The sequence below is a fragment of the Arthrobacter sp. efr-133-TYG-118 genome (assembly GCF_030209755.1).
GTDB lineage: Bacteria > Actinomycetota > Actinomycetes > Actinomycetales > Micrococcaceae > Arthrobacter.
In genome coordinates this window covers 1-25,164 of the sequence record NZ_JARVRH010000011.1, presented here as the reverse complement: position 1 = coordinate 25,164, position 25,164 = coordinate 1, and the positions used below count along the sequence as shown (strand labels likewise).

The window sequence follows — 25,164 nt, the reverse complement described above, 5'->3', positions numbered from 1 at the left end:
AGAGCGGACTATTATGGAATTGTTGTTGATTCAAGTAGCGATGATGTGATCGCGGCTGGGGCGCCGGTGTGCAGGTCGTTGACGGCAATCGACTCATCCGCGGTGTACGCCTGATCCTGCTCGCCCGGACCACAGCCAATAGTGGCCGAGTCCAGGTTGACCGGCCGAGGCAGAGCCATTGGTGCCGAATACGTAGTGCCCGATGGTGGGACCATCCCCTCCGCCCGCAGCGCGTTGCTTGCCGTCGCAACGACCGTGTCCTCCAGACTGGCCAGCCAGGCTGGAGCGAAGTTTCTTACCTGCTCACGCTTGCTCGTATAGGACGTGAAGTCGTGCAGCCCGACACGGACACGACCGTTTGTGCTCCAGCGCGCCGGCACTTCGTCAACAATCGCGCGCACAGGTTTGGGCGCGTCTTCCTCGGTTTCGCCGACCACGGTGCGTCGATCGCAGGTTTTCTACGCAACGGTCCGGGACAACAGACAGTACCGGGTAAGGATGAAATATCACGTCCGTGAGCACAAGAATTCCCGGGCTTAGTCTCTCTTCTTCGGGCGGCGTCAGCCCGCGAAGCGCGATGAGAGTGCGGACGACGCGACCTGGACGGGCAGCTGTCCCGGTCGCGTCGTCCGCATCGGTCATCGTGTGAGCGAGAAACCACCGGTCAGCGGGTCGCGATCGTCCATGACCCAGTTTGCGAATCCATGGATGAATGCGTTCCCCCGGATTTCCGGGATCACGGCGTCGTACTCCCCAACGCGGGTCTCCGTGAGCACCCGGCCCTCGAAGACGGACCCGATGATCGACTCGTTGATCAAGACCTCGTCGCGGGCAAGCTTGCCTTGGAGGAACAACTGCGCGGTTCGACCTGCTGTTCCAGAGCCAGTGGGTGAACGATCGAGTTCCCGATCGGCGTAGATGCATGCATTGGCTTGCGTGGAATCGACGTCCCTCGCCGGGCCCGCAATGATCGTCCCGTACAAACCCTTGATTTCGGGTTCTTCAGGGTGAACGATGTCATACTTTGCGTTCACCGCGTTCTTTACTTCCATCCCGAAGTCTTTCAGCCTGTCCGCATCTTTCTCCCTGATCGTCAGGCCGAACGGGGCACCGTCAGTGTAGAAATAGAACACGCCACCGTAGGCGATGTCACCGGTGACTGCGCCGAAGGATGGGGTCTCAACGGTGACGTTCTCCTTCCAGATGAACGATGGGACGTTCACAAAGCGGACCCCTGAGACGTGGGTGCCGTCCCACTCGACAAACGCCTCAATGAAACCACAGGAAGCGTCGATGCCGACACGGGTCTCGGGGGACGTCCGCTTCACCCATCCAAGCTCCACCGCCGCGGTGGCCAGCGCGATGATGCCATGCCCGCAGTGAGCGCTGTAATCTACGTTCTGCATGAAAATGATGCCGAGATCCGCTCCCTCGCTCACCGGTTCGGTGACCATGCCCCCGTACATGTCACTGTGCCCCCTGGGCTCGAGCATGAGCGCACGCCTGATTTCATCCGCATTCTCCTGAACCCAGGCGCAGCGTTCAAGGATGGTCTTGCCGGGGACACGGGGACCGCCGCTCGTGACGATCCTGAACGGCGCGCCCCCGGTGTGTGCTTCTACGGTGGTGAAAAGACGACTGGTCTTCATAATTTGCTCCTGAGATTCCTTGTTCGGATTGATTGACGATCGGTGCGCACTTCACGCCCGACCAATGAGAAAGACTGGTCACGCCCCCGCGGGCGCGTGAACTATCGGTAAGGGCACCCCGAACTCGGCGGCGAGCGACTGCATCCGCTGCCAGGCGAAACCCTGAATAGGCACGCCGCCAGCCGAGCGCTCACGAGATGTCCTTGCCCCACCCTCGCCAGGCATCTGAATGGGCCGGCTCCCCGGCTCCAAGGGGACCGCCCGCACGTAGGCGATAAACTCCTCAACCTGAGCGACGAAGTCGGCAACCGGACAGAGGCTTCGGATGTCGAGCGCGATCACGAGCGTCCCTTGATCATCATGCTCGGGATTGGCCGAGACCGCGCCCGCTCCCGTCAGGACGCCGGCGAGGGCCTCGACCATCAACGCCAGCCCGAAGCCCTTCACACCTCCCATTGGCCGCAACACACCGGACTCCGTCACCCAGTCGGAGGGAATGGGTTCGCCCCGGTCGCGCCACTCCGCGAGGCGGCCGGCCGCTACAACGCTCGTCGACATGTCGAGCACGAGATGTGGTGCTCTCTCTCGGGGTACACCTATCGCGATGGGATTCGTGGCCATCCGAGCCTGCGAAGCACCGGGCGGCGCGACGTCTTGCCCCCCACCGGCATCATTGGCGAACAGGAACAACGCAATACCCGCAGCTGCTGCTCGCTCACAGAAGTCGGCGAGCCGTCCGGCGTGCTCGGCACGCCGAATAGCGACGGCCGCGATTCCATGTTCACGCGCTCGCTGCGTCGCGATGTCCACAGCGTCGCGCAGCGCAATGTGGCCGTAGGCCCGTCGGCCGTTGAGTCTGAGGACGGCACCGTTATCCAGTTCGACCACCGGTTCGGCTCCCGGGTCAGCATTACCGGCCCGCCACCGATCGACGTATTCAGGTAGACGGCGGATTCCATGTGATTCGTGACCGGCCAAGTCGGACGCAACGATCACACCGGCCATGAAGTCCGCGTTCTGCGCGGTCATGCCGATCCGGGTGAGCACGGAGGCTGTGAATCTCCGTAATTCCTCAGGCGGGCAGGCGATCGTTCCGTCGGCGGACCTGGAGGGTTCGGCTCTGCTGCTCGTCATGTTCGTCTCCTTTCGAGTTGAGGCATCGGGCCTGACAGCTAAGAATGATCCGTTCACCGGCACGACTGGTGGGTCATGCGCTGTCATTAAGAAGTCTGCCCGCGCCGGTCCTGGCTGTCTAGCACACATATCCGGCGTGTTTATGTAGGAAAAGCTGACATATCCGAAGACGGTTGGGGGCGGGTCACAGGCGGTAGCGGATGCGGCGCCCCCACCGTTTCGCGACAGGCGGCGCCAGGAGCGCTGCCGCCCGGTTCGTGTCAGCAGCCGGACAGCCCCGTGACACTACGCCGCGCTCTCAGGCGCGATCTTGGCCACGGCCTCGACGCAAGGATGCCCGCGTTCAACGCCTCTGCTCACGCACGCACGTCATAAAGACCCACTCGACCCGGGGTCGAGTTGGTGACGCTGCCCCTGCTCACAACCGAGACACCGTTCACGAGGACTTCAACTATTCCTGACGACACGACGGGGATGTTGTCGGGGCGAACGCCGCTGCCAACCGTTGACGGGTCGAACAGCACGAGATCGGCCGCGAACCCTTCCCGGATGACGCCTCGGTTCGTCAGTCCAATCTGCTCCGCTGGCGCGGATGTCATTCGCCGAACCGCGTCCTCCACGGTCAGCAGCCCGAGGTCGCGGACGAAGCGGCCCAGGGTCGCGGTTGCGTAGCCCCAATCGGATAGCGCGAAGCCTTTGCCTGCCAGCGGGCCGTCGAGATTCGCCATGGACCCGTCGCCCATGATGATGAAGTTGGGATCCGTCATCGCGTCCTGCAAAGCAGCCCAGTCGGCCCACCGTTCATTGATCATGACGCTGCCGTACCGCTCGCCAGCCTCTTTCAGGAGTGCGATCGCCGCGTTTGCTACGGGTACGCGTTTGAGGGCGGCCACGTCGCCGAGGGTCTGGCCCACGTAACGTCCGTCGCCGCCGTCGTCGCTGATGTACATGCCTGATGCGCCGCCTTGGTCAAGCATGGCCACGAAACGGGGTTCCAAGTTGCCGATGATTCGGGAGACGAAGTGAGGATCCTGAAGACAGGATCCCAATTCCGATCCCGCCTCGGCCTTGAACGATTGCGGCACGAATGCGGTCACAGGCGAAGGCCCATACTCGAACGGGAACACGTCGTACCGGGTCCGCACGCCCCTGCCATCGGCAGCTCGGAGAGCATCGATCGCTCTCTTGGCCAGGCTCCTGTCGGGCTCAGTTGTCCGGCGGAGGAAATGAGACACTTGGAGCCGGGCGCCGGAAGACTCGGCAACACGCACACCCTCTTCAGCCGCCTGGACGATGAACTCTCCGCGGTGTCGGCAGTGAGTCGCATATAAGCCGCCGCGCGCCCCGACGGGAGCCGCCACCGCCATCAGTTCCTCGGTCGTGGACGCAATGCCCGGTGCGTATTCGAGTCCCGACGACAGACCCGCGGCCCCCGCGTCCATAGCCTCGGCGGCCATCCCCGCCATGGTGGCAAGTTCCGATCTCGTGACTCCGCGCAGTTCGAAGCCGGCGACCGAAGCTCGCAGAAGTCCGTGCGCAACGAGCGGGACCACATTGACGCCGACTCCTCGATCGCGCAGTTTCGCAAGGTACCGAGGGAACGTCGTCACGTCACCTATTTCGTCGAGCGCAAGGCCACCCCCCAGAGGCATGTCCTTCTGGCTCAGGTTGCTTCCACTCCTGAAGGGCGCCACTCCGAAACCGCAGTTGCCGGGCACCACCGTCGTGACGCCCTGTGTGACTGCGCTGTGCGCGCGCCCATCGACCAGGAGCGGCATGTCCGCGTGCGAGTGAATGTCGATGAAACCGGGAGCAAGGATGAAGTTCGTCCCGTCGACGACAGTTCTACCGGCGAGCGTGTTTGGTTCCGCTACTCGATGGATCTTGTCCGCCAACACCGCCACGTCAGCAGACCTCGCCGGCAAACCCGTCCCGTCCACCAGCATGACGTTCTTGAATACGAGGTCATTGCGCTCAGGCATTTCTATTACTCCTGGATTGGTTTGAGTCCGAGTAATGGAGCGATGGTATGGGTGTTTGAAAGTCTGTAGACACACCTCGGCCGCGCAACGCGGACTGAAGCGACAGCGCATGATCAATTCATCACCGGTTGCCATCAAGCTCACTTGATGTGTCGGGCTGGCGTCCGGCTGATGTAACGAAACCGTGAGGTTCGAGGATCTTCGCGAACGCCCCGTTCTCCATTAGGCGTTGATGAGAAGTCTCGCCTCGACTATCCTGGCTGTCCAGCGCACATATGTGTCGCATTGATGTAAGCAAAACTGACAGATACACTTGCTGGGTGGCCCGTCAATTTGATCTTCACCGCCTGCGGTTGCTGCGAGAACTGGCGCATCGGGGCACAATTAGTGCGGTCGCAGCCGCCATGTCGTACAGCCACTCATCCGTTTCACAGCAACTCAAAGTCCTCGAAAGCGAGGTCGGCGTCTCCCTGCTCGAACCCGACGGCAGGCGCGTACGGCTCACGCCGGAGGCCGATATTCTCGTGCAGCACGTCGAGTCGATCCTTGAGCAGCTAGATCAGGCGGATGCCGACCTGGCAGGGGCCGCGGGGGAAATAGCGGGGACCTTCCGAATCGCAACTTTCCAAACTGTCATAGTGGCACTCATGCCGAACTTACTGACCATTCTTCGCGATAATCATCCCCGGCTGAACCTCGAACTAGTGCAAGCCGACCCCGGTCCGGCTCTCTCACGCCTGCAGGTTGGGGAGTTCGATCTCGTTTTCGCCGAGTTGTTCGCTGGCCAACCGCCCGCGCGTTCAACTGCCGTGAAACAAACCGTGCTGCACCGAGACACGATGCGGCTCGCGGTCCCGCCCGCTGGCCTGCCACTGTCCGACGCCCAGAGAGTCGAAGACCTAGCGGACGCCGTTTGGGTGATGGAGCCGGCAGGCAGCCCGGCACGAGAGTGGGCAGACAGGATCTGCGGCGCAGCTGGATTCATGCCGAAGGTTCGCTTCGAATCCCCCGACATGGTCGTTCATGAAAGGCTTGTACGAGGAGGGCATGCTGTCGGGTTCCTGCCCGACCTGCTATGGGTCGAAACCCTCCCGACGGTCGGCTTACACACACTCCCAGACGGCGGCTACAAAGACATCATCGGTAGCGTCCGCGCCGGGACGTCGCACCATCCTGCTGTAACAGCCGCCATGGACGCGCTGCATACAGCCTCCACGCAGGCCGCTGACACCATTGCTGCCCGTCTAGCCGCGAGACTTTAGACGTGAGACATAAGCCGACCAAAGCATCTTTTTTCGAGGGCGTGAGTGATACGAACCAAGAGGGCGACGCTGTGATGCACCGTTCTGCGATATCGGTCGGCGGCACCTTGGCCACCTGCCAGATTGAGAGGGATGCATCCCTTCAATCGTATGCCCGAGCGTGGGTCGCCTCTCTCCCGGTTAATCACGGTGCGCCGTCCTTCAACGGCCGCGGTCCCCGACGAGCGCGGTAGGCAGCTACGTCCGCCCTGTTGGCACAGGCGGTTGAGCAGTAGCGGCGCGAACGGTTGCGCGATGAGTCTAGGAAAAGCCTGGCGCAGTCCATGGCGTTGCACACGCCCATCCGGCCCATCTCGTCGGCAAGGATTAGGTCTATCGTTGCCATCGCTGTCCCGACGAGGATCCGGCTGGCCATCGAGTCGTCGTCCGCGACGGCGCGGATGTGCCAATCGAGTGCATCGTTTCGGACTAGCCGGGGATGGGCACGGACTTCAGCGAGGATGCCGTTGACCAGGTCCACCGCATCGTCGCGCTCCGCGCTAAGCAGTTCGTGAAGCCGAGGCCGGATCGCTCGGACTGCTTCGAGCTCGGCGCGTGTACCCATTAACTTGGCGGTACAGCCAATACGCTGGCAGAAGTCCATGTATGCCTGCACCGTGGTGAGGGCGTCCGGCTTTAGGGCGCTGTTGGCCAGCGCGATGGCGGCTTCGAGCGCCTCGGCCGTCTCAGAAGTGAAGACCATGCAGACATCCTTGCTTTCGACTGGGCGGCGCCTCATCGGCGGGATCAGGGTGCCAGAGCCACAAGTCGTCCTCCGCGATCCTGCTACTGCATTCGAAGTTCTATGGATACTGCCGAAGCTATGAGTCAACTTCGAGGACTGGGCGAAAAGCGCGTCGCAACATGTACTATTTTACATGGTAACGTCACCGACCGCACTGGTCGATGACCTCTAATTCTCAGCGGGAGATCGCGCACGGATGGCAACGACATTCCAGCCACAGCACGCTTAGTGCATTTCATGGGGTTCAATGTGAGGAACATCTTGATTGAACCGTCATCGCCCAACTGGGTTTCTGGCTCATCGATAGCAGCGTCCCTACAGCCGAGATCGTGGCGGGACAAGGATTCGACTTCGTAGTCCTCGATGTCGAGAACGGAATATTTGATCTGGCCACGCTGGAACGGCACATCCCGCTGCTCAAAGGACTTGGATTGGAAGTTTTCGCAAAGGTTCTGGGACCGGCGCAGGAGTCGTCCAACAGGAACTCGATTTCGGAGCTGACGGCGTGATCATCCCTCATGCCAAGGGCATCGACCAGACCACTGCCGTTTCAGCTTTCACCAAGTTTCCGCCGCTTGGTGAACGCAGCATCGCTGGCGGACGACCGTATGGCTATGGAGGCTGGGCGGAGGAACAGCCCCTGGAAACGAACCGGCAAACCCTCTGCTCTCCGCAGACATCCAAAAGGCGCTAATCCGACTGCGCCACACATGAATGGGCGCCTTGGGGCACAAATTCAATGCAAATGCACGTCTCATCCTCAAGACCGGCCATCAATCGGAAGGCAAACGTAGTTCGCTCTACTGATTCACACGGGCCATGATTCCTGCCGAGAACGCGCCGGCGCCGATCGTCACCAGTATGAGTCCCGATGCCCAAAATAGTGTTGACTCTGCCTTGATGATGCAGAAGATGCCGGCTGCTACCAACAACAGCGTGAGAGCGAAGTAGAGGCGGAACATTGCGATCTTCCGTGGCAGTTTGCGGAATTGGGAGGCTGATTTTGGTTGGCCACCAGAAGCGGTCGCGGGCGGCCTCTTCCCCTAGACTTGGCCGGTGTAGGTCCATATGACGGTTCTGCCGTCATATGGCGGCATCACTGAGCCTTCGCTGAGAGCCTTCTTCTCGGAGTGATCGTCCTGCAGTGTCCATGTCCCGCTGACGGGGCAGTGGCTCCCGGTCGCGGCAGTCAGACTGATGAGGCCAGTCTTTAGGCTTCTTGCCAGAGGTCTGATCCTAGATGTCATCGGTGGGCTCCTCAGAGGCCGGTGTTTGGAGTGTTTTTAGGTGAACCGCATCGTTAGCTGATAAAGGCTGTCGCTGATCATGACACTTCCGGTGCGTCCGGTTGTTTGTTTCGTTCGACGCCAAGTCGGCCCGTGCACGGCTGCCACCGTTGATTCCTGGTTTTCACCGTGCACGCGCCGGCTTATGGGTATGCCTTAGACGAGCGCGTCAGACAAATGGTTCCGGGTGCCGAACCGATGTGCCGTGATGGAGACGGCCTGCTCCTGGACAAAGGTGAGCAGTTCCACGCGGCCGGCGGAGACGACGTTGTTCGCATAGAGTGCTACATCCGGCTTGCCATCGGCTGCCTCGGCCGCAGTCCTGACGGATGCCCCGATCAACCGGACTCGTACTCCCGCGTCCGGTCCGGTCTTCGCCGCATACGTTGCGACACGTTCGGACCAAGCCCGCTCGGTTTCGGTAACGACCACGACGCCGGAGCTGCGCAGGATTCCTCTAGCCGCCTCAGGCAGGGGCTGGCTGCTGCTGACTATGAGGGAATTTTGCGGCACATTGCCGTTCCAGGCCGTCACACCGGCCGACGCAACGCGGAGCAGCTCCGCCAGCCCGTGCCCGGACGTTCCTCTTTCGAAGCGGATAGTGACTGGCACCGGCTTGTAGCGGAAGACGTTCCGTTCGGCTTGGAGTCCGGAGACGTCTCGTGCGACGCCAAAGTCCGACCGCCAAACTTCGGCATCCGAACGGAGAGCAGCTTCCAGCCACGCTGTGTCCCAAGTTGTGATCACGCCGGAGGTTGTGAGCTTCCTGGCTGCGGCAAGAACCTGCTCGGCGTTCGAGGACAAGGGTGATGCCGCGGCTTCGTGGACGGGTGCATCTTTCCAGGAACCGAGTCCCACTAGATAATTCGGGCCACCGGCCTTGGTTCCGGCGCCAACTGCCGACTTCTTCCATCCGCCGAACGGCTGTCGGCGTACGATTGCGCCGGTGATCCCACGGTTGATGTAGAGATTTCCGGCCCGGATGTTCTCCAGCCAGTATTTGAGCTCGGCGGGATCCAGAGAGTGCAGACCGGACGTCAGTCCGTAATCGATGTCGTTGACGATGTTGACAGCTTCTTCGAGGGTTTCGGCGGTCATGATGCCCAGAATTGGACCGAAGTATTCCGTCTTGTGGTACTCGCTGCCGCGACTTACGCCTGCGCGCACACCCGGGCTCCAGAGCTGGCCGGTGTCATCAAGCTTGCGGGGTTCAAGTACCCACTGTTCTCCGGGGCTCAGGGTGGTGAGACCACGAAGCAGTTTGCCGTTTGCCGGTTCGATGATGGGCCCCATCTGGGTTTGTGGGTCCACCGGGTAGCCAACCTTGAGGGAGCGGGCGGCATCGATCAGCTGCTGGTTGAACCGGCGGGACTTGGCCACGGAGCCGACAAGAACTACGAGGGAAGACGCTGAGCACTTCTGGCCGGCGTGGCCAAAGGCGGACTGGACAACATCCCGCGCGGCAAGGTCCAGGTCCGCACTCGGGGTGACGATGATGGCGTTCTTGCCGCTGGTTTCGGCCAGCAAGGGCAGGTCTTTGCGGAAGGAACGGAACAATTCGGCAGTCTCGTATCCACCGGTGAGGATGAGCCGGTCCACGGCCGGGTGGGAAACGAGTTTCGTTCCGAGTTCCCGTTTGGAGACCTGCACGTACTGCAGGACATCACGGTCGATGCCCGATTCGTCGAAGGCTTCCCAGAGGGCTTCAACCATGACGGCGCCGGAACGGCGGGCCTGCCGAGCCGGTTTGATGACGACCGATGAGCCTGCGGCAAGGGCCGCGAGAGCGGAGCCGGCGGGGATGGCCACCGGGAAGTTCCAGGGCGGGGTGACTACCGTGAGCTTGGACGGGATGAATTCGGCACCGTCGACATTATCCAGTTCCTTCGCAAGTTCCGCGTAGTAATGGGCGAAGTCAATCGCTTCGGAAACTTCCGGGTCCCCTTGGTCCAGGGTCTTGCCGCATTCGGAGGCCATGACTTCCAGGAGTTCTGCGCGACGGGCTTCCAATCGCACTCCGGCCCGGTGGAGCACTGCTGCCCGTTCCGCACCGCTCAGGGCACCCCATTGGATGCCATGGGCAACTGCGGTCGTGACGACATTCTCCAGAGCCTCTTCGGTGTGCAGTTCGAAGGTGTCCGCCGTGGCCTGCCCGAGGACCGAAGTGGGTACGCGCTCGAGGATGGCTCGGCCCCATGCCCGGTTTGCTGGCAGATCGGGGTCGGTGTCCGGGGTGTTGGCGAAGCTCGCCGTGGGACCCCCATGGCCGATGCCTCCCATTTCCAATGATGCGCGCCCGGTTTCCTCTTCGAGTGTGGCCTCGGCACTGAAGCGGGTGCGATCCTGGTTCCGGTTCGGTCCGGGAACCCGGTCCGTCAGGGCGGTCAGGGATGCAAGGAACCGCTGCTTTTCGCGCTCGAACAGGGCTTCGTTCTTGTCCAGCTCGAAGACGGCTGACATGAAGTTTTCCTGGCTGGCTCCTTCTTCGAGTCGGCGGATCAGGTACGCGATGGCGACGTCGAACTCGCTCGGGTGCACTACCGGTGTGTACAGCAGTAAGGATTTGACGTCGCGTTTGACGGCTTCGGCCTGGCCGGTCGCCATGCCGAGCAGCATTTCGAATTCGAGGCCGGACGTGATTCCGCGGGCTTTGGCGAGCAGGTGTGCCAGTGCCACGTCAAAGAGGTTGTGTCCCGCAACGCCGATGCGTACGTTTGCCACGCGTTCCCGGGTCACGGAGTAATCCAGGACTGCTTTGTAGGACGTGTCCGAATCCAGCTTCGTTCCCCAGGTGGCCAGCGGCCATCCATGCAGGTCGGCATCCACGATTTCCATGGGAAGGTTGGCGCCCTTGACGACGCGGACTTTGATCGGGGCGCCACCGCCCGCGGTGCGCGCCGCTGCCCACTTTTGCAGCCCGATCATGGCGGAGAGTGCGTCCGGCAGGTAGGCCTGCAGGACGATGCCGGCCTCCAACTTGTGGAATTCCGGCCGTTCGAGCAGGCGGGTGAAGACTGCGATTGTCAGGTCAAGGTCCTTGTACTCCTCCATGTCGAGGTTGATGAACTTTTGCGGTTTCGAGTTGGCGGCAAGCCGATACAGCGGGGCGAGCTTTTCGACGATATGGCCCACGGCCTCATCGAAGGCCCAGTGGTTGTGCGGCGCGACGGTCGAGGAGACCTTGATAGAGACGTAGTCGACATCAGAGCGTGCCAGCAGTTTCCGGGTTCCCTCCAACCTGCGCGATGCCTCGCCTTCGCCGAGGATCGCCTCGCCGAGCAGGTTCACGTTGAGGCGGATGCCGTCTTTCTTGACCTTGGCAATGGACCGCCCGAGTTTCTCGTCGGTTGCATCGACAATCAGGTGGCCAACCATTTCCCTCAGTACCTTGCGGGCAACCGGAATGACAACGCCCGGCATCAGGGGAGCAAGGGAACCTCCAAGTGCGACGGCGGACTTCATGTACCACGGCAGGAACGATGGAACCTTGGGGGCTATGCTCTTCAGGTTCCGGGCCGCCACCGACAGGTCTTCCGGGCGAACCACGCCATCGACAAATCCGACAGTGAAGTCCAGGCCATTGGGATCCTTCAGGACGCCTGCCAGCTGGGCCGCCGAGGCATCCACGGGTATCTTGGCGCCCTCGGCCAGCCAGTGGCGGACCAGGGCGACGACGTCGTCGGCGAGTTCTTGGGGCCGGACGAGCTGAACGTCGGCACGGGTGGACTTGGTCATGTGTACTCCTAAATGTGAACTCACATCGCTCAGCAATCGCGCCGTCGCGATGAATGTTTGCCGGCCACCCCGGATCGCCGAGGTTCGCAGCTCAGGTTGGCCTGTGACCCAGTATGGGACTGATCGCCCGATAAGGAATAGCGATGTTTTCCACACGATATTGATCGAAATAACGAATGTATGCTCTCGCGGCCCGCGAAACGCCTTACTATGGTCTGCATGGGGAAGGTATCACAAGAGATGGCAAGAAAATATGGAAAAAAATCCGATCAGAGTATAGTAAGGTATTACGCCCTACGGCTAGAATGGGGGTATGAAACGCAGAGAGCGGGAGCGGCAAGCTTCGATAGGTGCCGGTGAATGCCAGTTGGAGACCGGGCGCCGTTGCCCGAGGTCGGGACTATGGTCACCCGCCGGCCAGGACGCGGTCCAGGTCCTCGTCTTTGAAGGCAAGTGGATGCCGACCATTGGTGGCAGGGCCGTGACCTGGCTTCCCTTCCGGGAGCCGCTGCCCAGCTTCGTCGACGTCGACCCCGACATCCGATAGGACCTAGGCATCCCAGCCCCGGCGCGGACCCAATTCGAATTCCCAAGCAATTGGGCACTGCGTGGGTCCTGACCAGCTAGGCGGACAGCAGCGACCTAGCAGTCTCTCCAAGCGCCCCGCGCACGGCACGCAGCACCGGATGCCCTGCGCTTGCCTGTCGCATCGAAGTGAACAGGGTACGCTGCGGGGCGCCCGCCAGTTCAAGCAAACGGGCCCTTGCCGGTCTTCCGACCCAGACGAGATCCGGCAACAGGGCGACCGCGTTCCCCGTCTCGACCAGACGGACGTGGGCCTGCAAGTCTGCGGTCTCATAACGGACGTCGGGCTCGAAGCCTGCCGAACGGCACATTTGCTCAGCCCAGTGCCGCGAGGCCGCACCATGGGGTTCCATGACCCAGGGAACCTTCGCAGCGTCGGAGAGCTGCATAATAGCCGCAAAGCCCGATGCCACTTCCGGCGGTGGAACGGCCAAGCGGATGGTGTCCACCATCAGATGTTCCCTGTCCAAGCCCGGGTAGTGAGGTGCCGCGTGCCCCGGATACTGTTCAGCGACGACGACGTCGAAGTCGCGCGCCCACATCTCGTGCAGCGCCGTCTCGGGCTCATGCTGAACCATTTCAACCCGCAGGTCCGGATACAACTCCCCCAGGGTGCGCAGGGTTGTCGGCATCAACGCCAGCGTCGCCGTCTGAAACACGGCAAGCCGCACCGTGCCGCTGACCTGCCTTTGGCTGGCGGCCAGCGCCGCCTCAGCCCGTTCGAGTGCATCAAGCAGTACATCGGTGTGTTCAATCAGGACCAAAGCTTGCGGAGTCAGGGCAACGCGGCGGCCCACCTTGCGCAAGAGTTCGACGCCGGCTTCCTTTTCCAACAGCGCGAGCTGCTGCGAAACTGTCGAAGGGCTGTACGCCAGCGCCTCGGCCACTTCAGCGAGTGTCCCCCGAATTCCCAACTCACGCAGAAGCCGCAATCGACGAATCTCGAGCATAGATTCTCCTGTTCCACTCTCCGGCCGCGGCCGCGTAGCTGACATCGGGCGTCATCAACGGCAATGCATGGCGCATCCACCCGCACAACCATTCTCAAGCCAATCCAGTCTTGCCTATTCCAGGTAAGGTATTACATACTATTCAGTGGAGTCGTCTCTGGCAATGGACCGACAGGGTCGCCGTGACCATGAGAATCGGGGGGCGCAGCTCCGCGAGGCCTTAGACATCACCTTCTACTTTCGAACCGCCTGGACGGCTCCCCGGGACCAGCCCGGACACTGACGCACGACCGCCCAGACACGTTGATAGGAAACACATTGAGTCACTCCACGGCGCCGGACCTGACCACCACTTCGGTTCCGGCCCCTTGCCCTGCCCTGAATGCCGCGGCCCTTGATCCCTCAGGGGCCCAGGTTCCGGAGCGATCCACCACAACGTCCGCCGGGCACTTGATTGTGGACACCCTGGCAGCCCACGGAGTGACCCGGGCATTTGTTGTTCCGGGTGAAAGCTTCCTCGACGTGCTCGATGGGCTCCATGAATCCCCCATCGAGACTGTCGTCTGCCGCCATGAAGGTGGGGCCGCGTACATGGCCGAGGCGGATGGGAAATTGAACCAGATCCCCGGCATCGCCATGGTCACCCGTGGACCCGGGGCAGCGAACGCCCATGTCGGTTTGCACACGGCCTGGCAGGATTCGACCCCGATGGTCTTGTTCGTAGGTTTGATTCCTTTCGCCCATCGGGACAGGGAGGCGTTCCAGGAATTCGACGTCAAGGCCTGGTTTAACACCGGCGCCAAGCGGGTAATGATCCTGGACCACGCCGAAAGGGCCTCGGAGATCGTCGCAGAAGCCATGTTCGCCGCGATGAATGGACGCCCCGGACCCGTCGTCGTGGGGCTCCCGGAAGACGTTCTGCGGCAGGCGGTTCCGGTGACGATCCATCCCCCTATTCCCGTGGCAACCGGCGGCATGACAGCAGCGGATGCCGAAGCGCTGCGCGCAGCACTGGCCGCCTCGTCGTCGCCACTGTTCGTCACGGGCGGAAACGACTGGACTCAGGAAGGCGCCGACCAGCTCACCCGCTGGCTGGAACAGCACCACATTCCCGCGGCGGCCGAATGGCGGACCCAAGGTACGGTGCCGTTCGATTCGCCATCCTACGTGGGGCCGATCGGCTATGGCAGGCCGCGCCCAACCTATGACCTGCTTGAGGAAACCGATCTTCTCGTTTTCGTCGGCACTGTTCCCGGGGATGTCATCACGGACGGGTTCCTCTGCAGGCAGGACTGGAGCAAGAAGAACTTCCTGGTCACCATCGACCCGTCTCTGCGGGGCCGCTCCGGACCGGTGTCCTACCAGATCGTCGCCAAACCGGACGTCTTCGTTAGGGACCTTGCGGCCATCGACCTGCCCGTGAAGGACGAATGGCGGGCGTGGTCCGGGCGGATGCGCGCAGAGCAGGAGTCCTTTGCCGGACTTCCTTCCGCTACGCCGACGGCCGGGCCGGCGCGCATGGACACCTTGATGGCAAACCTTGTTCCGGGACTGCCCCGGGACGCCATGGTGACATTCGGCGCCGGCGAGCATACCAACTGGGCACACCGGTACTTCCCGACCCGCCTTTACGCCTCGATGATCAGTGCACGCAATGGTTCCATGGGTTATTCCATTCCTTCCGCGATTGCCGCATCGCTGGCAAACCCGGGCCGCCGCGTCGTCACGATAGCCGGGGACGGCGAATTCCTCATGAACGGCCAGGAACTGGCAACCGCCGCCCAGTATGGCGCCACACCGTTGGTGATTGTCATGGACAACCAGGAATATGGGACGATCCGCACCCATCAGGAACGCCACTATCCCCACCGCGTCTCGGGCACCCAATTGAAAAACCCTGATTTCGCACTCATGGCCCGGGCCTTCGGTGGCTTTGGCATCAGGGTTGAACATGACTCCGCCGTTCCGGCAGCCTTGGAAGCCGCACTCCGGGCAATTGACGAGAACGGTGCTTTCGCGCTGATCCACATGGTGGTCGAACAACGCGTCAAGGCTTATTAGTACCCCGTGACTCACTCGGCGTTAGCGGCCGGAAAACCCGGCTTTCCTTATGTGAAAGGTGCGCTGTGGAAAACATGAACGACTTGCTGCAGGACTGGACGCATTTGGACATCGGCGACGAAGTCTCCGTCACAGAGCCCGGGCAAAGGCGATACCAAGCAACCGTGGATTTGAAGACATGCGACTCCTTGGTCGTATGGATTGACGGCCCCGGCGGCAGGCGTGCATTCGATGCCCGGGAGGGGATCCTGATCATCCGAGAGAATGCCGGACCAAATAACCGACGCTCTGGAAAACTAGGAACCCAACATGACTGAAACCAATACCCTGGACCATGAACGCCAAACGCTGCTCGACGTCCCCACGGGCCTCCTGATCAACGGACAGTGGCGGGAAGCCAGCGGTGGCGCGAGGTTCGCCGTCGAGGATCCCGCTACGGGCAATACCTTGCTTGAGATTGCCGACGCAACAAGCGACGATGCCCTGGCAGCCCTCGATGCGGCCGACGCGGTCCAGGCGTCCTGGGCTCGCACGGGACCAAGAGAGCGCGCAGAAGTTCTGCGCCGGACATTCGACATCATCGTCCAATGGACCGAAGACTTCGCGCTTTTTGATGACCTTGGAGATGGGCAAGCCACTTTCAGAAACCGGTTCCTTGTGGAGGAGTCGGTCGTTGAGGAGTTCACCGCAAAATTCGCTGGGGCGAGGTCCATGCTGAAACCGGGCCGCGGCACCGACCCGGAGTCGACGGTCGGGCCGCTCATTGACGGCGAAGCCCGCGAGGACGTCCACGGACTCGTCACGGAAGCGATCAGCAGCGGGGCCAGAGTGGTGACCGGAGGGGCGCCGCTTGAGGGAGAAGGCTATTTCTATACGCCCACCGTGCTCGCGGATGTGCTGAATGATGCGGAAATCCTCACCAAGGAAATCTTCGAGCCCGTCGCGCCCATCACCACTTTCAGCACCGAGGACCACGCAATACGCCTGGCCAACGCGACCGAATATGGGCTGGCCGCCTACGTTTACACACGGGATCATAACCGCCTGCTCGGTGTAGCGGAGCAGATTGAATACGGCATGGTCGGCTTCAATGCCGGCGTGATCTCCAATGCCGCCGCACCCTTCGGCGGCGTCAAGCAATCCGGTCTGGGCCGCGAGGGCGGCTCCGAAGGCATCTCCGAGTACACCGCTACCCAGTCCATCGCCATCGCCGACCCCTACGCGGAATAGTATCTCCACCCAGTCTCGTTAGCGGCGATAAAGCGGAAGGGGAGGGAACCGGACACTCCGGTTCCCTCCCCTTCCCGCGTGTCCCTGAGTTCCAGAGCAAGGTGACCTGAGAAGGTCACCGGTTCACGACGTCGTCTGGTTCCCCGGTTCTTCTTTCTGACCTGCCCAGACCCCCCGAACGTGACGAAGGTGATTGGTCATGATCTCCGCGGCCCTCTCGGGCTCCTTGTCCTGCATGGCATCCAGAAGCAACTCATGCTCTCTGGTCGAATTCTCGAGGACGCTGGTCCCCGCCAGCTGGTCCAGCCCGGTCAGGCGGCTTTGATCCCGAAGCGTTCCGATGATGTCCAGCAACTTCTCATTGCCCAGGGCGGAGAGCACGGACAAGTGAAACTCCCGATCGCTTTCAACGAACTCTTCCCACTCACCCGCGGCGGCAAATGCGGCCGTCCTGCGGGAGAGACGCCGCAACGGTTGATAGTCAGCGATGAGCGACCGCTCCGTGATCTCGCGGACAGAGGACACTTCAAGCATCGTGCGGATCTGCACAATGTCATCGAGTTCCTGATCCGTGGGCTGCCGCACGACGAAACCGCGGTTTCTCCGGATTTCAACAAGCCCCTCCTTGGCGAGATCATGAAGGGCCTCCCGCACCGGAGTAATAGACACCTTGAGCCGTTCGGCAATCGCTCCGATCGAGTACATGGCTCCAGGTTCCAGGCGTCCCGAGACAATCTGGGATCTGATGATCCGGACGGCCTGCTCACGGAAGCTTTGTTTGCGGACGTCCTGATCGTTGCCTTCGTCCCAAGTCAACGCAGCCATGGCTCACCTTTCATATCGGGGGTTCATCTAAGGTATCAAAGCCCCTACCTAAAGCGCAGTAGAACATATGAACTACCCGCACCCGGTTTCCTCCGGGAACAATCCCGGTCCCGACAAAGAAAAAGCCATTGTTGGGCATAATACCCTACAGTGTATCCTCAATCTACGTGGTTCTAGCGAAGGACGAATCCGGCGCCCAGCTCGTCGCGCTCGTCGAGGATGAACTCGTGGCGGCCGGTGATGTACGAGGTTCCGGTGACGGTGGGAATGACCTGCTCCGACCCGCCGGTCTGCGAACGTTCGGATACCTTGCCGATGAAGGTCGCACCCACGATGGATGTGTTGTGCAGGGCACGCCCACCTTCAAGCCGGCCACGTGCCGAGAGCACGGCAACGCGTGAAGCCGTACCGGAACCACATGGAGATCGGTCCACCTGGCCATCTGCGAAGATTGTCACGCTCTTTTGACTCAGGGCCTGCGCGTTGCCTTCCTGCTCCTCGAAGAAGATGGTTCCGTAGATGCCGCTCAGCTTATCGTCCTCGTGTTTGGAGTACGGGCTGTCGTTGAGAATCGCCTTGATTTCCCGGCCTAGTTCAATGAGGCGGTTCAGGTTCGACGGGGTGACCGAAAGCCCGAGATCGGCGGCCTTGACGTGACCGTAGATGGCGCCGCCATAACCGACGTCGACGCTGAGCGGGCCGACGGAGGTTTCGATCGCCACATCAAGAGCTACCGCATAGCTTGGGACGTTGACGAAGTCGACATTGACAACTTTGCCCTCCGCGCAGCGCACCAGTGCTTTGACGCGACCAGACGGGACATCGATGACAACTTCCGTGACGCCGTCGGGATCGGCCGTGACCAGGCCGCTTTCGACGGCCCAGGTACCCAGCGCGATGGTGCCGTGTCCGCAGGCGGTGGCGAAGCCGTCTTTGTGCCAGAACAGGACACCGAAGTGGGCGTCCTCATCGTCGGCAGGGACGACAAAGCCGCCGTACATGTCGGCATGGCCGCGCGGTTCGTGGCAAAGGATGCGGCGCAGGAGTTGTGCCTGCGGATCGTTGGTCGCCTTGGCCAGGCGCGCGGCTACCGTGTCGCCGGGGAGCTCGAAGGGAGCAGTAACGATGCGAAACGGTTCGCCGGCCGTGTGGTAGTCAACTGCGGTGTAGCTATCCATGTGAGGTTCCGTTTTGGGTCGGGGGACTTTGGTCCCTAAGGGGTGTTTTCTTCGCCTGTCGCCCAGAGGCCCCGGGCATGGCTTATGTGCCGGCGCATGAGTTCCTCGGCTGCAGCGCTATCACCGTCTTCGAGGAGGTCAAGGATCTCGTGGTGCTCGCGGGCGGATGGCACCAGCCGGTTGGAGTCGCTCAAGGCCTTGATCCCGTAGAGGCGGGTGCTGGTGCGCAGGCTTGTGGCGAGTTCCACGAGCCGCCCGTTCCCCGAGTACCTGAGGATCTCGGCGTGGAACTCGCGGTCGGCTGCCAGAAACTCGGACAGGTCGCCGTCCTTGGCTGCGGCCAGGATCCGGTCGGCAAGAACCCGTAGCTGCGGGTAGCCCTCGGCTGGTATTCTTCCCGCCAGCTCGCCGACGATCGGTGGTTCGATCAGGAGGCGGATCTGGATTATTTCGGCGAGTTCTTGTTGGGTCATCCGGGTGATCCGGAATCCCTTGTTCTTCAGTGCTTCCACCAGCCCTTCGTGTGCGAGATCCATCATGGCTTCGCGCACAGGAGTAGCGGAGACGCCGAGCGCCGCGCCAAGGGTGGGTGCCGAGTACAGGGCTCCTTCCTTAAGACCACCGGAGATGATGGCGGCCCGCAGCGACTCAGTGACTGATTCGCGCAGGCTCTGCCGCTGCCCCAGTCGGGCGATCGGAAGATTTTCATTGACTGACATGACACGGACTCCTTGGGCTGCGAGGCTCATTCCTTACTAGCTTCCTTCATACACCACAGCCGCAGTGACAAGATCCTGCCAGGACATCCCCACTCCGTTGTAGAGGCAGGTCTTCCCCGGCGTCCTTTGCAGCTCGCCCCGCACAAGCTCGCGAAGATTGTGCGGATGGATCCGTTGCCATTCCTCAACGCTGCGTGCGGGGATGAGGTCTCCGGCCTCCCGCCAGGCGGACTCCCGGCCTTCAACCACGACGTCGCTGCGCAGCACAAGCGTGGAATCGACCTCGCGCACCCCGAGACCGTGTTGGCCAACCGTTGCGATGATGGCTCCGGCCTTCGGCTTATCGCCACCGAACAACGGCTCCGTCGCAGTGGTTGCGCAGATGATGATATCGGATTCCGGCACGTCGGCGTCGCTGCCCGCCGTCACCACAATGCGTTCATGGGCGAGTTCTTGTACAAGCGCGGCTACGCGTTCGGGACGCCTGCCGACGACGACGAAAGTGGCGTCTTTGAAGATGTGTTTTGCCGCGCGAATGTGGTTGAGCGCCTGCACCCCGGCACCGAACACGAGGATGCGTGGCGCATCAGGGAAGGTTTGGCCCTCCGGTGTGGCGTTGACGATGTATTTCAGGGCCAGCAGCGTAACGGCGGGGGTGCGGATGGCGGTGATTTCAGTGCCATCGAACGTCGCCAAAGGGGCCAATGTCACGGAATCGAACAGGATGTACACCCCCTGGATCTTTTCCAGCCCCCGCTGGGGATTCATGGGGGCGACCGTCAAGGCTTTCACGCCACAATAGGACCGGTTCGAGGAAGGCATCAGAAGGAACTCCCCCTCTGGCGCAGGACTGAAGAGGCGTGCGTCGTCCAGTTCCGGGTCGACGTCGGATAAGAGAGCCAGCTCCAAAGCCGAGATCGCCTTCTCCCATGGAACGGCGGCCCTGACATCCGCGGCGTTGAAGTGTCGAAACGAAGGAACGACAGGGCCAGGAGCCGGAGGCAGGCCAGTGTTTGGCCTGGGTGAATATGGGACAGCAGCTTGGATTTGATGGCTGCTCATGGGTCTCCTTGGAGTTTTTGCGGCTGTGCGGCTGGGGACAGGTCCTGTCCTGCCGGCTGTTAGGAGGCTTCCTTCAGCACAGATGTGTATTAAGTAAGATGTAACATTTTATGCTAGGCCGTTCGGCGCGGTTGCGAACGCGCCGAACAGCCTGGCGGGTCGGACGGGTTAAGGAGATACGTACTGCGTCTTGGACACGTTGCCGAGGGCGTCCGTGAGACCAGCTCCGGTCAATAGCTTGCCGATGGTGCCGTCCTGGTGCTGCGACGTGATGCCGTCATCGAGTGCCTGCTTGAGGCTAGTGTTGTCCTTGGTCAGCGGGAATCCATCCTCGGGCGGACGGGTCAGGGCGGAAATGCGCGGGTCCGGCTTTGCGGTCCCGAGGGCGACCGTGACTCCGTCGACTCCTTTGTACTCGGTGGCTGACACGCCGTACGCATCGAAACTGGCCACGAGACGGCCGTTATCGAAATCAGCCTTGAGTTCCACGCTGCTCGGGTAGGTGATCAAGCGGTCGCCGAAAATCTTCTTCAGGTCCGCGATCTCGTTGTAACCTTCGACGGTGCCGACCTTGCCACCTGCCTTTTCGACCTCGGCCACCGTCGTCGCGCCAATCCTTGTAGTGACGCCCATGCTTTCCACATAGATGGAGGCAGAGAAGTCGACTACCTTCTCGCGTGTCGCGGTCACGGCGATGCTGCCGACGGCCAGGTCGATGCTGTTCCCGCCAATGGACTGGATCGCGTCGGCGTAGCTTGCCTGCTCGAATGAGACCGCGAGGCACTCGTCCTTGGCAATCTTGCTGACGATGGAGATGTCAACGCCTGTCGGGTTGCCGCTGTTGTAGCTGCTGTACGGCGGAATGTCGATGACACCGACGGTCAGCTTTCCGGGAGTGACAGTCTGGATGCCGCTGTGTTTGGGGGTGCAGCTGGCGTTGCTTGCGGACGTGGGGCCTCCACAGGCGGTGATGCTCACTGCGACCGTCATGGCGGCGGCCGATAGAGCGCCGATGGTCTTGAGTCGGTGGGTGTTCATGGGGTTCCTCTCGGGGATTCGATGCGTTGGAATGTGTTGGGTGATCAGGCGTATGCGCGTTTCATCCGCTTTTCGAAGAAAACGGTGATCCAGGTCGCGGGCAGTGTGATGGCGGCATAGCAAAGCCCGGCCAGCATGAAGGTTTCCAGGTAGTTGAAGTTCCTGCCGCCGATTTCGTCCGCGGCTTTCATCAGTTCGGGCACTGTAATGGCGAAGGCCAGCGACGTTCCCTGGAACATCTGGATCGCCAAGCCCATGAGTCCCGGGATGGCCGAGCGGATTCCCTGCGGCATGATGATCCGGACGAAGGTGTCTCGTCGGGACAGTCCGAGCGCGTTGGAGGCCTCAAGCTGTCCCCGGTCCACTGACTGGAAACCCGCCCGCATGATTTCGCTGGCGTACGCGGCGGCATTCCACACCAGGCCGACGCAGGCTGCCGTGACGGCCTCCATGGAGATTCCAAACTTGGGAAGTCCGTAATAGAAGATGTAAAGGATGACCAGCGCGGGGGCGCCGCGGCCAATTTCGACGATTGCCAGACTGATTGCCCGTGCGGCGAAATTTTTGGAATTAACCGTGAGGCCCAAGACCAGCCCAAGGGGATAGCCGAGGACAACCGAGACGAACGCGATGTACAAGCTCATCCGCAGTCCAACCAGCATCTGCGGCAGATAAGCTGCCCAATCCGTGAACCAGCTCATGCGAAGACAGCCTTCCTCATGCGGGAGTCGAGTCGGCGGGATGCATAGGCCACCGGGAGGCTCAGCACGATATAGAGGGCACCGACAATGATGTACGGCAGGATTCCTTCCCCCGTGGGGTGCTGACGAGCGAAGGACTGCGATTGGAAGACCAGCTCAGCGACGATGATGGTCGAGGCGATGGACGAGTCCTTGAAGAGGCCCACAAGGTACGTCGCAATCGAAGGGGAGACAATACGGAAGGCCTGCGGAGCGATGACACCAACCAAGGAAGCCCGATTGGGCAAGCCGAGGGCATCAGCGGCCTCAAACTGTCCCCGTGGAACGGTCTGGAGCCCGCCGCGGTAGATCTCCGCAAGATAGGCGATGGAGACCACACCCAGACCAATGATGGCCGCATTGATGGGGTTGAACTTGAAAGTTCCGATGTGGATACCGAACTTGAGCAGGAAGAGCCAGACTATGATCGGCACACCGCGGATCAGGTCCACAACGAGCCTGCAGCTCATGCGTAGAACAACATTGTGGGAATTCAACCCCAGGGCAACCGGAACCGCTCCGACCAAGCCGATGGCAAACGATGAGGCGGTCAATACGACTGTGAGCGGCAGGCCCTGAAGGACAGCAAAGAGGGCATCCATGTCAGCGCTCCAGGACTGCGCGGAGGAAACGGCGTGTCCGCTGCTCCTGCGGATCGCTCATGATCGCCTTCGGATCGCCTTTTTCGATGATCTTGCAATCAGCCATGACCACCAACGTGTCGGAAACGTCGAGCGCGAACTGCATCTCGTGGGTCACGACCACCATGGTCATGCCATCGGCTGCGAGTTCCCTCATGACAGCCAGAACCTCCAGGCCAACCTCTGGGTCCAACGCCGACGTGGGCTCATCGAAAAGCATGATGCTTGGATCCAGCGCCAAGGCACGAGCGATCGCTATGCGCTGCTGCTGTCCGCCTGAACACCTGCCCGGGTGCTGGCCGGCCTTCTCAGCCAGGCCCACCCGCTCCAGAAGTTGCAACGAACGGGCATCGGCCTCCTGCCGGCTGCGTCCAAGGATCCGCTGTTGCGGGTAGCTGATGTTCTTCAATGCAGTCATGTGTGGAAACAAGTTGAAGGACTGGAAGACCATCCCCACCGAACGCCGAAGTGCCGACAGATCGCGACTGCTGACACTCTTGCCAGGTTCGATCGTGTGGCCGGCAACCCTAATAGTCCCCGAGTCCGGGCGTTCGAGCAGGTTGATGCAGCGCAGGAAGGTGCTCTTACCGGCACCCGAGGGGCCAATGAGAGCAGTCACCGTGCCTGGCTCGACGTGCAGGGAAACGTCATCGAGGACCACATGGTCCCCATACTTCTTGGAAATATGGTCCAAATTGATACCCAGGCGGGAAGTCTGCGTTCCGCCTGTCGTGGCTGGAAAAGTCATAGCCATTTATCCGTGATCTTCCGTTGAGAATCGAAGACTATCGACCCGGTGTGGTCGGTGTCACATGCTATGTAAAATAGTACATGCTACGAGGCTCCTTGTGTCAAGACTTATCGTTCGGAAATTTGCCTTCGGGTGGGGAGAGTCCTCGCGGTCCGCAATCCCGCTTTGCCTGGTTCTTGGCGTGGGTCAAGAACGGCGAGCCAAACGCCAAGAAGGGGGCCAGTCATCACCCTGGCCTTCAAGGAACGCATCGTTTGCGTCGTGACCGTGACCGAGACCCAGAATGCCGGGGCCGTCGGATGGCCGCGACTTGGTGGTTCCGCCCACTAGGTCGGCCTCTCGGTCGGCCCCGCCATTTTTGCGGACACGTTCGGACTCGGTCGTCGGGCGTTACCGCCACGTTGAAGAGTCGTGAAAGATCACCATCGTCTTCCACGAGTTTTCATCCCAAAACGTCGGGTGAGCCACAAATCAGACAAGCAAACCCCCAACCCAGCGTCCCCGCAGGTCAATGGGCCTTCACTGTGGAGCTAAGAGATTCGAACTCCCGACCTCTTCTCAGGGGATAAACCCGCCGTCCTTGTGCCGGCTGTGGCCGGTATCCACGCCGCGACCACGGCACAGCACCACATCGCTTGCGCGAATTTTTCGATGACGGAACCGAGCATCTGAGCCGTTTCACCGTCGACCCGCCCCTTGCAGGTTTGGAGCGTCTTTCACAGCGGCTGGCCGCAGTTCGGGCACTGGAGACCACGGTCGTTGAACCGACGTCCATGACCTGGCTGGCATTGACGCTCGCGGTCGACAGGTCTTACGGACCAGCCAACCTGGACCGGCCCCGGAAGAAGAGTCCGGATCCCACACACCTGCACTCTCTCGACGGATCGCGCGCCGGCCACAGACACCTCCTGAGACATTCCCGCTGAACCCGAAACGTACTACGACACCCATGGCCTGGGCCGCAAAGTCACGCCGTCTGCAACAGAGAACTGCTGGAAGAGGCAACGGAAAGGGGCCAAAATGAAGGCCCAAAAGCCGCCCGTGCACAAAAGTGTGCACAATCTACACACCCCCTTTGGCCGGACAAACACGGACGAGGGGACGCGGCCTGGCCCCCAGAAGCAGCCATCCGAGGAAGATCGTCGAAGAGAATTCCGCTTCGCCATGTCGTCACCATGACCCGCGTCCATGAATGAGTGAGGGGCAACACCCGTCCACCGAAACAGCCAGAAAGGACGGCACACACCCTAGATTCCAGCAGGCGGAAGGCCCACCAGCCAGGACCCTGAACCCGCCACCCACACAACCGAACAGGCCACCGCGGCGCCAGGCACAAACCGCGGACTGCGTCAGAGGGACCCACGGAGGGTCAATGTCCACACATTAACGCAAAAACCCCTCTGACGAGGGGTCATGCGTGCCCGAGGTGGGACTCGAACCGCATTCCGGGCCTTGGAAACGGTAATACTGGAATTGGTCTTGAACCGGTGTGACCCACTTGAAAACTGACGTGCCTGCGGGTGCTGTCTTCCCTGTGATCTGTCCGCCGGTT

General features: G+C 61.4%; 21 protein-coding genes. 5 read left to right on the top strand and 16 right to left on the bottom strand.

Annotation, left to right across the window (positions count from 1 at the left end; translation table 11 throughout):
* Window positions 1-11: 11 nt before the first annotated feature.
* The 4 genes from QRN59_RS10815 to QRN59_RS10800 form a co-directional block, all read right to left on the bottom strand.
* Entirely contained in the window at window positions 12-437 is a 426-nt protein-coding gene (locus tag QRN59_RS10815) for a hypothetical protein (protein WP_284982528.1), read from the bottom strand.
* Window positions 438-638: 201 nt separating this feature from the next.
* Complete coding sequence (gene lhpH, locus QRN59_RS10810; protein ID WP_284982527.1) at window positions 639-1,649, bottom strand: trans-3-hydroxy-L-proline dehydratase; 1,011 nt, start codon at window positions 1,647-1,649, stop codon at window positions 639-641.
* 78 nt (window positions 1,650-1,727) lie between these two features.
* Window positions 1,728-2,783, bottom strand: a complete 1,056-nt coding sequence (locus QRN59_RS10805; protein ID WP_284982526.1) for an Ldh family oxidoreductase — start codon at window positions 2,781-2,783, stop codon at window positions 1,728-1,730.
* 356 nt (window positions 2,784-3,139) lie between these two features.
* Window positions 3,140-4,765 (bottom strand): N-acyl-D-amino-acid deacylase family protein, encoded by a 1,626-nt coding sequence (locus QRN59_RS10800; protein WP_284982525.1) that lies wholly within the window; start codon window positions 4,763-4,765, stop codon window positions 3,140-3,142.
* A 320-nt stretch (window positions 4,766-5,085) separates the two neighbouring features.
* Between QRN59_RS10800 and QRN59_RS10795 the strand changes: the two genes are divergently transcribed.
* A complete protein-coding gene (locus tag QRN59_RS10795; RefSeq protein ID WP_284982524.1) occupies window positions 5,086-6,027 on the top strand; it encodes a LysR substrate-binding domain-containing protein in 942 nt (313 codons plus the stop codon).
* A gap of 184 nt (window positions 6,028-6,211) precedes the next feature.
* On the opposite strand, the gene QRN59_RS10790 is transcribed toward QRN59_RS10795, so the two are convergent.
* Window positions 6,212-6,769, bottom strand: a complete 558-nt coding sequence (locus QRN59_RS10790; protein ID WP_284982523.1) for a CGNR zinc finger domain-containing protein — start codon at window positions 6,767-6,769, stop codon at window positions 6,212-6,214.
* A 371-nt stretch (window positions 6,770-7,140) separates the two neighbouring features.
* Here QRN59_RS10790 and QRN59_RS10785 point away from each other — a divergent pair, with 371 nt between their 5' ends.
* The gene (locus tag QRN59_RS10785) at window positions 7,141-7,320 is read left to right on the top strand and encodes a hypothetical protein (protein ID WP_284982522.1); all 180 of its coding nucleotides are present in this window, start codon (window positions 7,141-7,143) and stop codon (window positions 7,318-7,320) included.
* 291 nt (window positions 7,321-7,611) lie between these two features.
* Here QRN59_RS10785 and QRN59_RS10780 read toward each other — a convergent pair whose 3' ends face one another.
* Together QRN59_RS10780 and QRN59_RS10775 are read right to left on the bottom strand one after the other, a co-directional pair.
* Complete coding sequence (locus QRN59_RS10780) at window positions 7,612-7,773, bottom strand: hypothetical protein (RefSeq protein WP_284982521.1); 162 nt, start codon at window positions 7,771-7,773, stop codon at window positions 7,612-7,614.
* 480 nt (window positions 7,774-8,253) lie between these two features.
* Window positions 8,254-11,832, bottom strand: a complete 3,579-nt coding sequence (locus QRN59_RS10775; RefSeq protein WP_284982520.1) for a proline dehydrogenase family protein — start codon at window positions 11,830-11,832, stop codon at window positions 8,254-8,256.
* 313 nt (window positions 11,833-12,145) lie between these two features.
* Between QRN59_RS10775 and QRN59_RS10770 the strand changes: the two genes are divergently transcribed.
* Complete coding sequence (locus tag QRN59_RS10770; protein WP_284982519.1) at window positions 12,146-12,379, top strand: hypothetical protein; 234 nt, start codon at window positions 12,146-12,148, stop codon at window positions 12,377-12,379.
* Between the two features lie 76 nt (window positions 12,380-12,455).
* Here QRN59_RS10770 and QRN59_RS10765 read toward each other — a convergent pair whose 3' ends face one another.
* Entirely contained in the window at window positions 12,456-13,367 is a 912-nt protein-coding gene (locus tag QRN59_RS10765) for a LysR family transcriptional regulator (RefSeq protein ID WP_284982518.1), read from the bottom strand.
* A gap of 378 nt (window positions 13,368-13,745) precedes the next feature.
* Here QRN59_RS10765 and QRN59_RS10760 point away from each other — a divergent pair, with 378 nt between their 5' ends.
* Both QRN59_RS10760 and QRN59_RS10755 read left to right on the top strand, forming a co-directional pair.
* Window positions 13,746-15,428: a thiamine pyrophosphate-dependent enzyme gene (locus tag QRN59_RS10760; RefSeq protein WP_284982538.1), complete on the top strand. Its 1,683-nt coding sequence runs from the start codon at window positions 13,746-13,748 to the stop codon at window positions 15,426-15,428.
* Window positions 15,429-15,737: 309 nt separating this feature from the next.
* The gene (locus tag QRN59_RS10755) at window positions 15,738-16,658 is read left to right on the top strand and encodes an aldehyde dehydrogenase family protein (RefSeq protein ID WP_284982517.1); all 921 of its coding nucleotides are present in this window, start codon (window positions 15,738-15,740) and stop codon (window positions 16,656-16,658) included.
* A gap of 123 nt (window positions 16,659-16,781) precedes the next feature.
* Here QRN59_RS10755 and QRN59_RS10750 read toward each other — a convergent pair whose 3' ends face one another.
* The 8 genes from QRN59_RS10750 to QRN59_RS10715 all read right to left on the bottom strand — a co-directional run bounded on the left by QRN59_RS10750 (window position 16,782) and on the right by QRN59_RS10715 (window position 23,615).
* Window positions 16,782-17,483 carry a GntR family transcriptional regulator gene (locus tag QRN59_RS10750; RefSeq protein ID WP_284982516.1) on the bottom strand — a complete coding sequence of 234 codons (702 nt, stop codon included), beginning with the start codon at window positions 17,481-17,483 and terminating at the stop codon, window positions 16,782-16,784.
* Window positions 17,484-17,656: 173 nt separating this feature from the next.
* The gene (locus QRN59_RS10745; RefSeq protein ID WP_284982515.1) at window positions 17,657-18,661 is read right to left on the bottom strand and encodes a proline racemase family protein; all 1,005 of its coding nucleotides are present in this window, start codon (window positions 18,659-18,661) and stop codon (window positions 17,657-17,659) included.
* Window positions 18,662-18,696: 35 nt separating this feature from the next.
* Complete coding sequence (locus QRN59_RS10740; RefSeq protein ID WP_284982514.1) at window positions 18,697-19,380, bottom strand: GntR family transcriptional regulator; 684 nt, start codon at window positions 19,378-19,380, stop codon at window positions 18,697-18,699.
* 36 nt (window positions 19,381-19,416) lie between these two features.
* Complete coding sequence (locus QRN59_RS10735; RefSeq protein WP_284982513.1) at window positions 19,417-20,442, bottom strand: ornithine cyclodeaminase family protein; 1,026 nt, start codon at window positions 20,440-20,442, stop codon at window positions 19,417-19,419.
* 168 nt (window positions 20,443-20,610) lie between these two features.
* The gene (locus QRN59_RS10730; RefSeq protein ID WP_284982512.1) at window positions 20,611-21,480 is read right to left on the bottom strand and encodes a substrate-binding periplasmic protein; all 870 of its coding nucleotides are present in this window, start codon (window positions 21,478-21,480) and stop codon (window positions 20,611-20,613) included.
* Between the two features lie 44 nt (window positions 21,481-21,524).
* Window positions 21,525-22,181 carry an amino acid ABC transporter permease gene (locus QRN59_RS10725; protein WP_284982511.1) on the bottom strand — a complete coding sequence of 219 codons (657 nt, stop codon included), beginning with the start codon at window positions 22,179-22,181 and terminating at the stop codon, window positions 21,525-21,527.
* Window positions 22,178-22,822, bottom strand: coding sequence for an amino acid ABC transporter permease (locus tag QRN59_RS10720; protein ID WP_284982510.1), 645 nt, complete (start codon window positions 22,820-22,822; stop codon window positions 22,178-22,180). The genes QRN59_RS10725 and QRN59_RS10720 overlap by 4 nt, the downstream gene beginning before the upstream one ends.
* Before the next feature lies 1 nt (window position 22,823).
* The gene (locus tag QRN59_RS10715) at window positions 22,824-23,615 is read right to left on the bottom strand and encodes an amino acid ABC transporter ATP-binding protein (protein ID WP_502871047.1); all 792 of its coding nucleotides are present in this window, start codon (window positions 23,613-23,615) and stop codon (window positions 22,824-22,826) included.
* Between the last annotated feature and the right edge of the window lie 1,549 nt (window positions 23,616-25,164).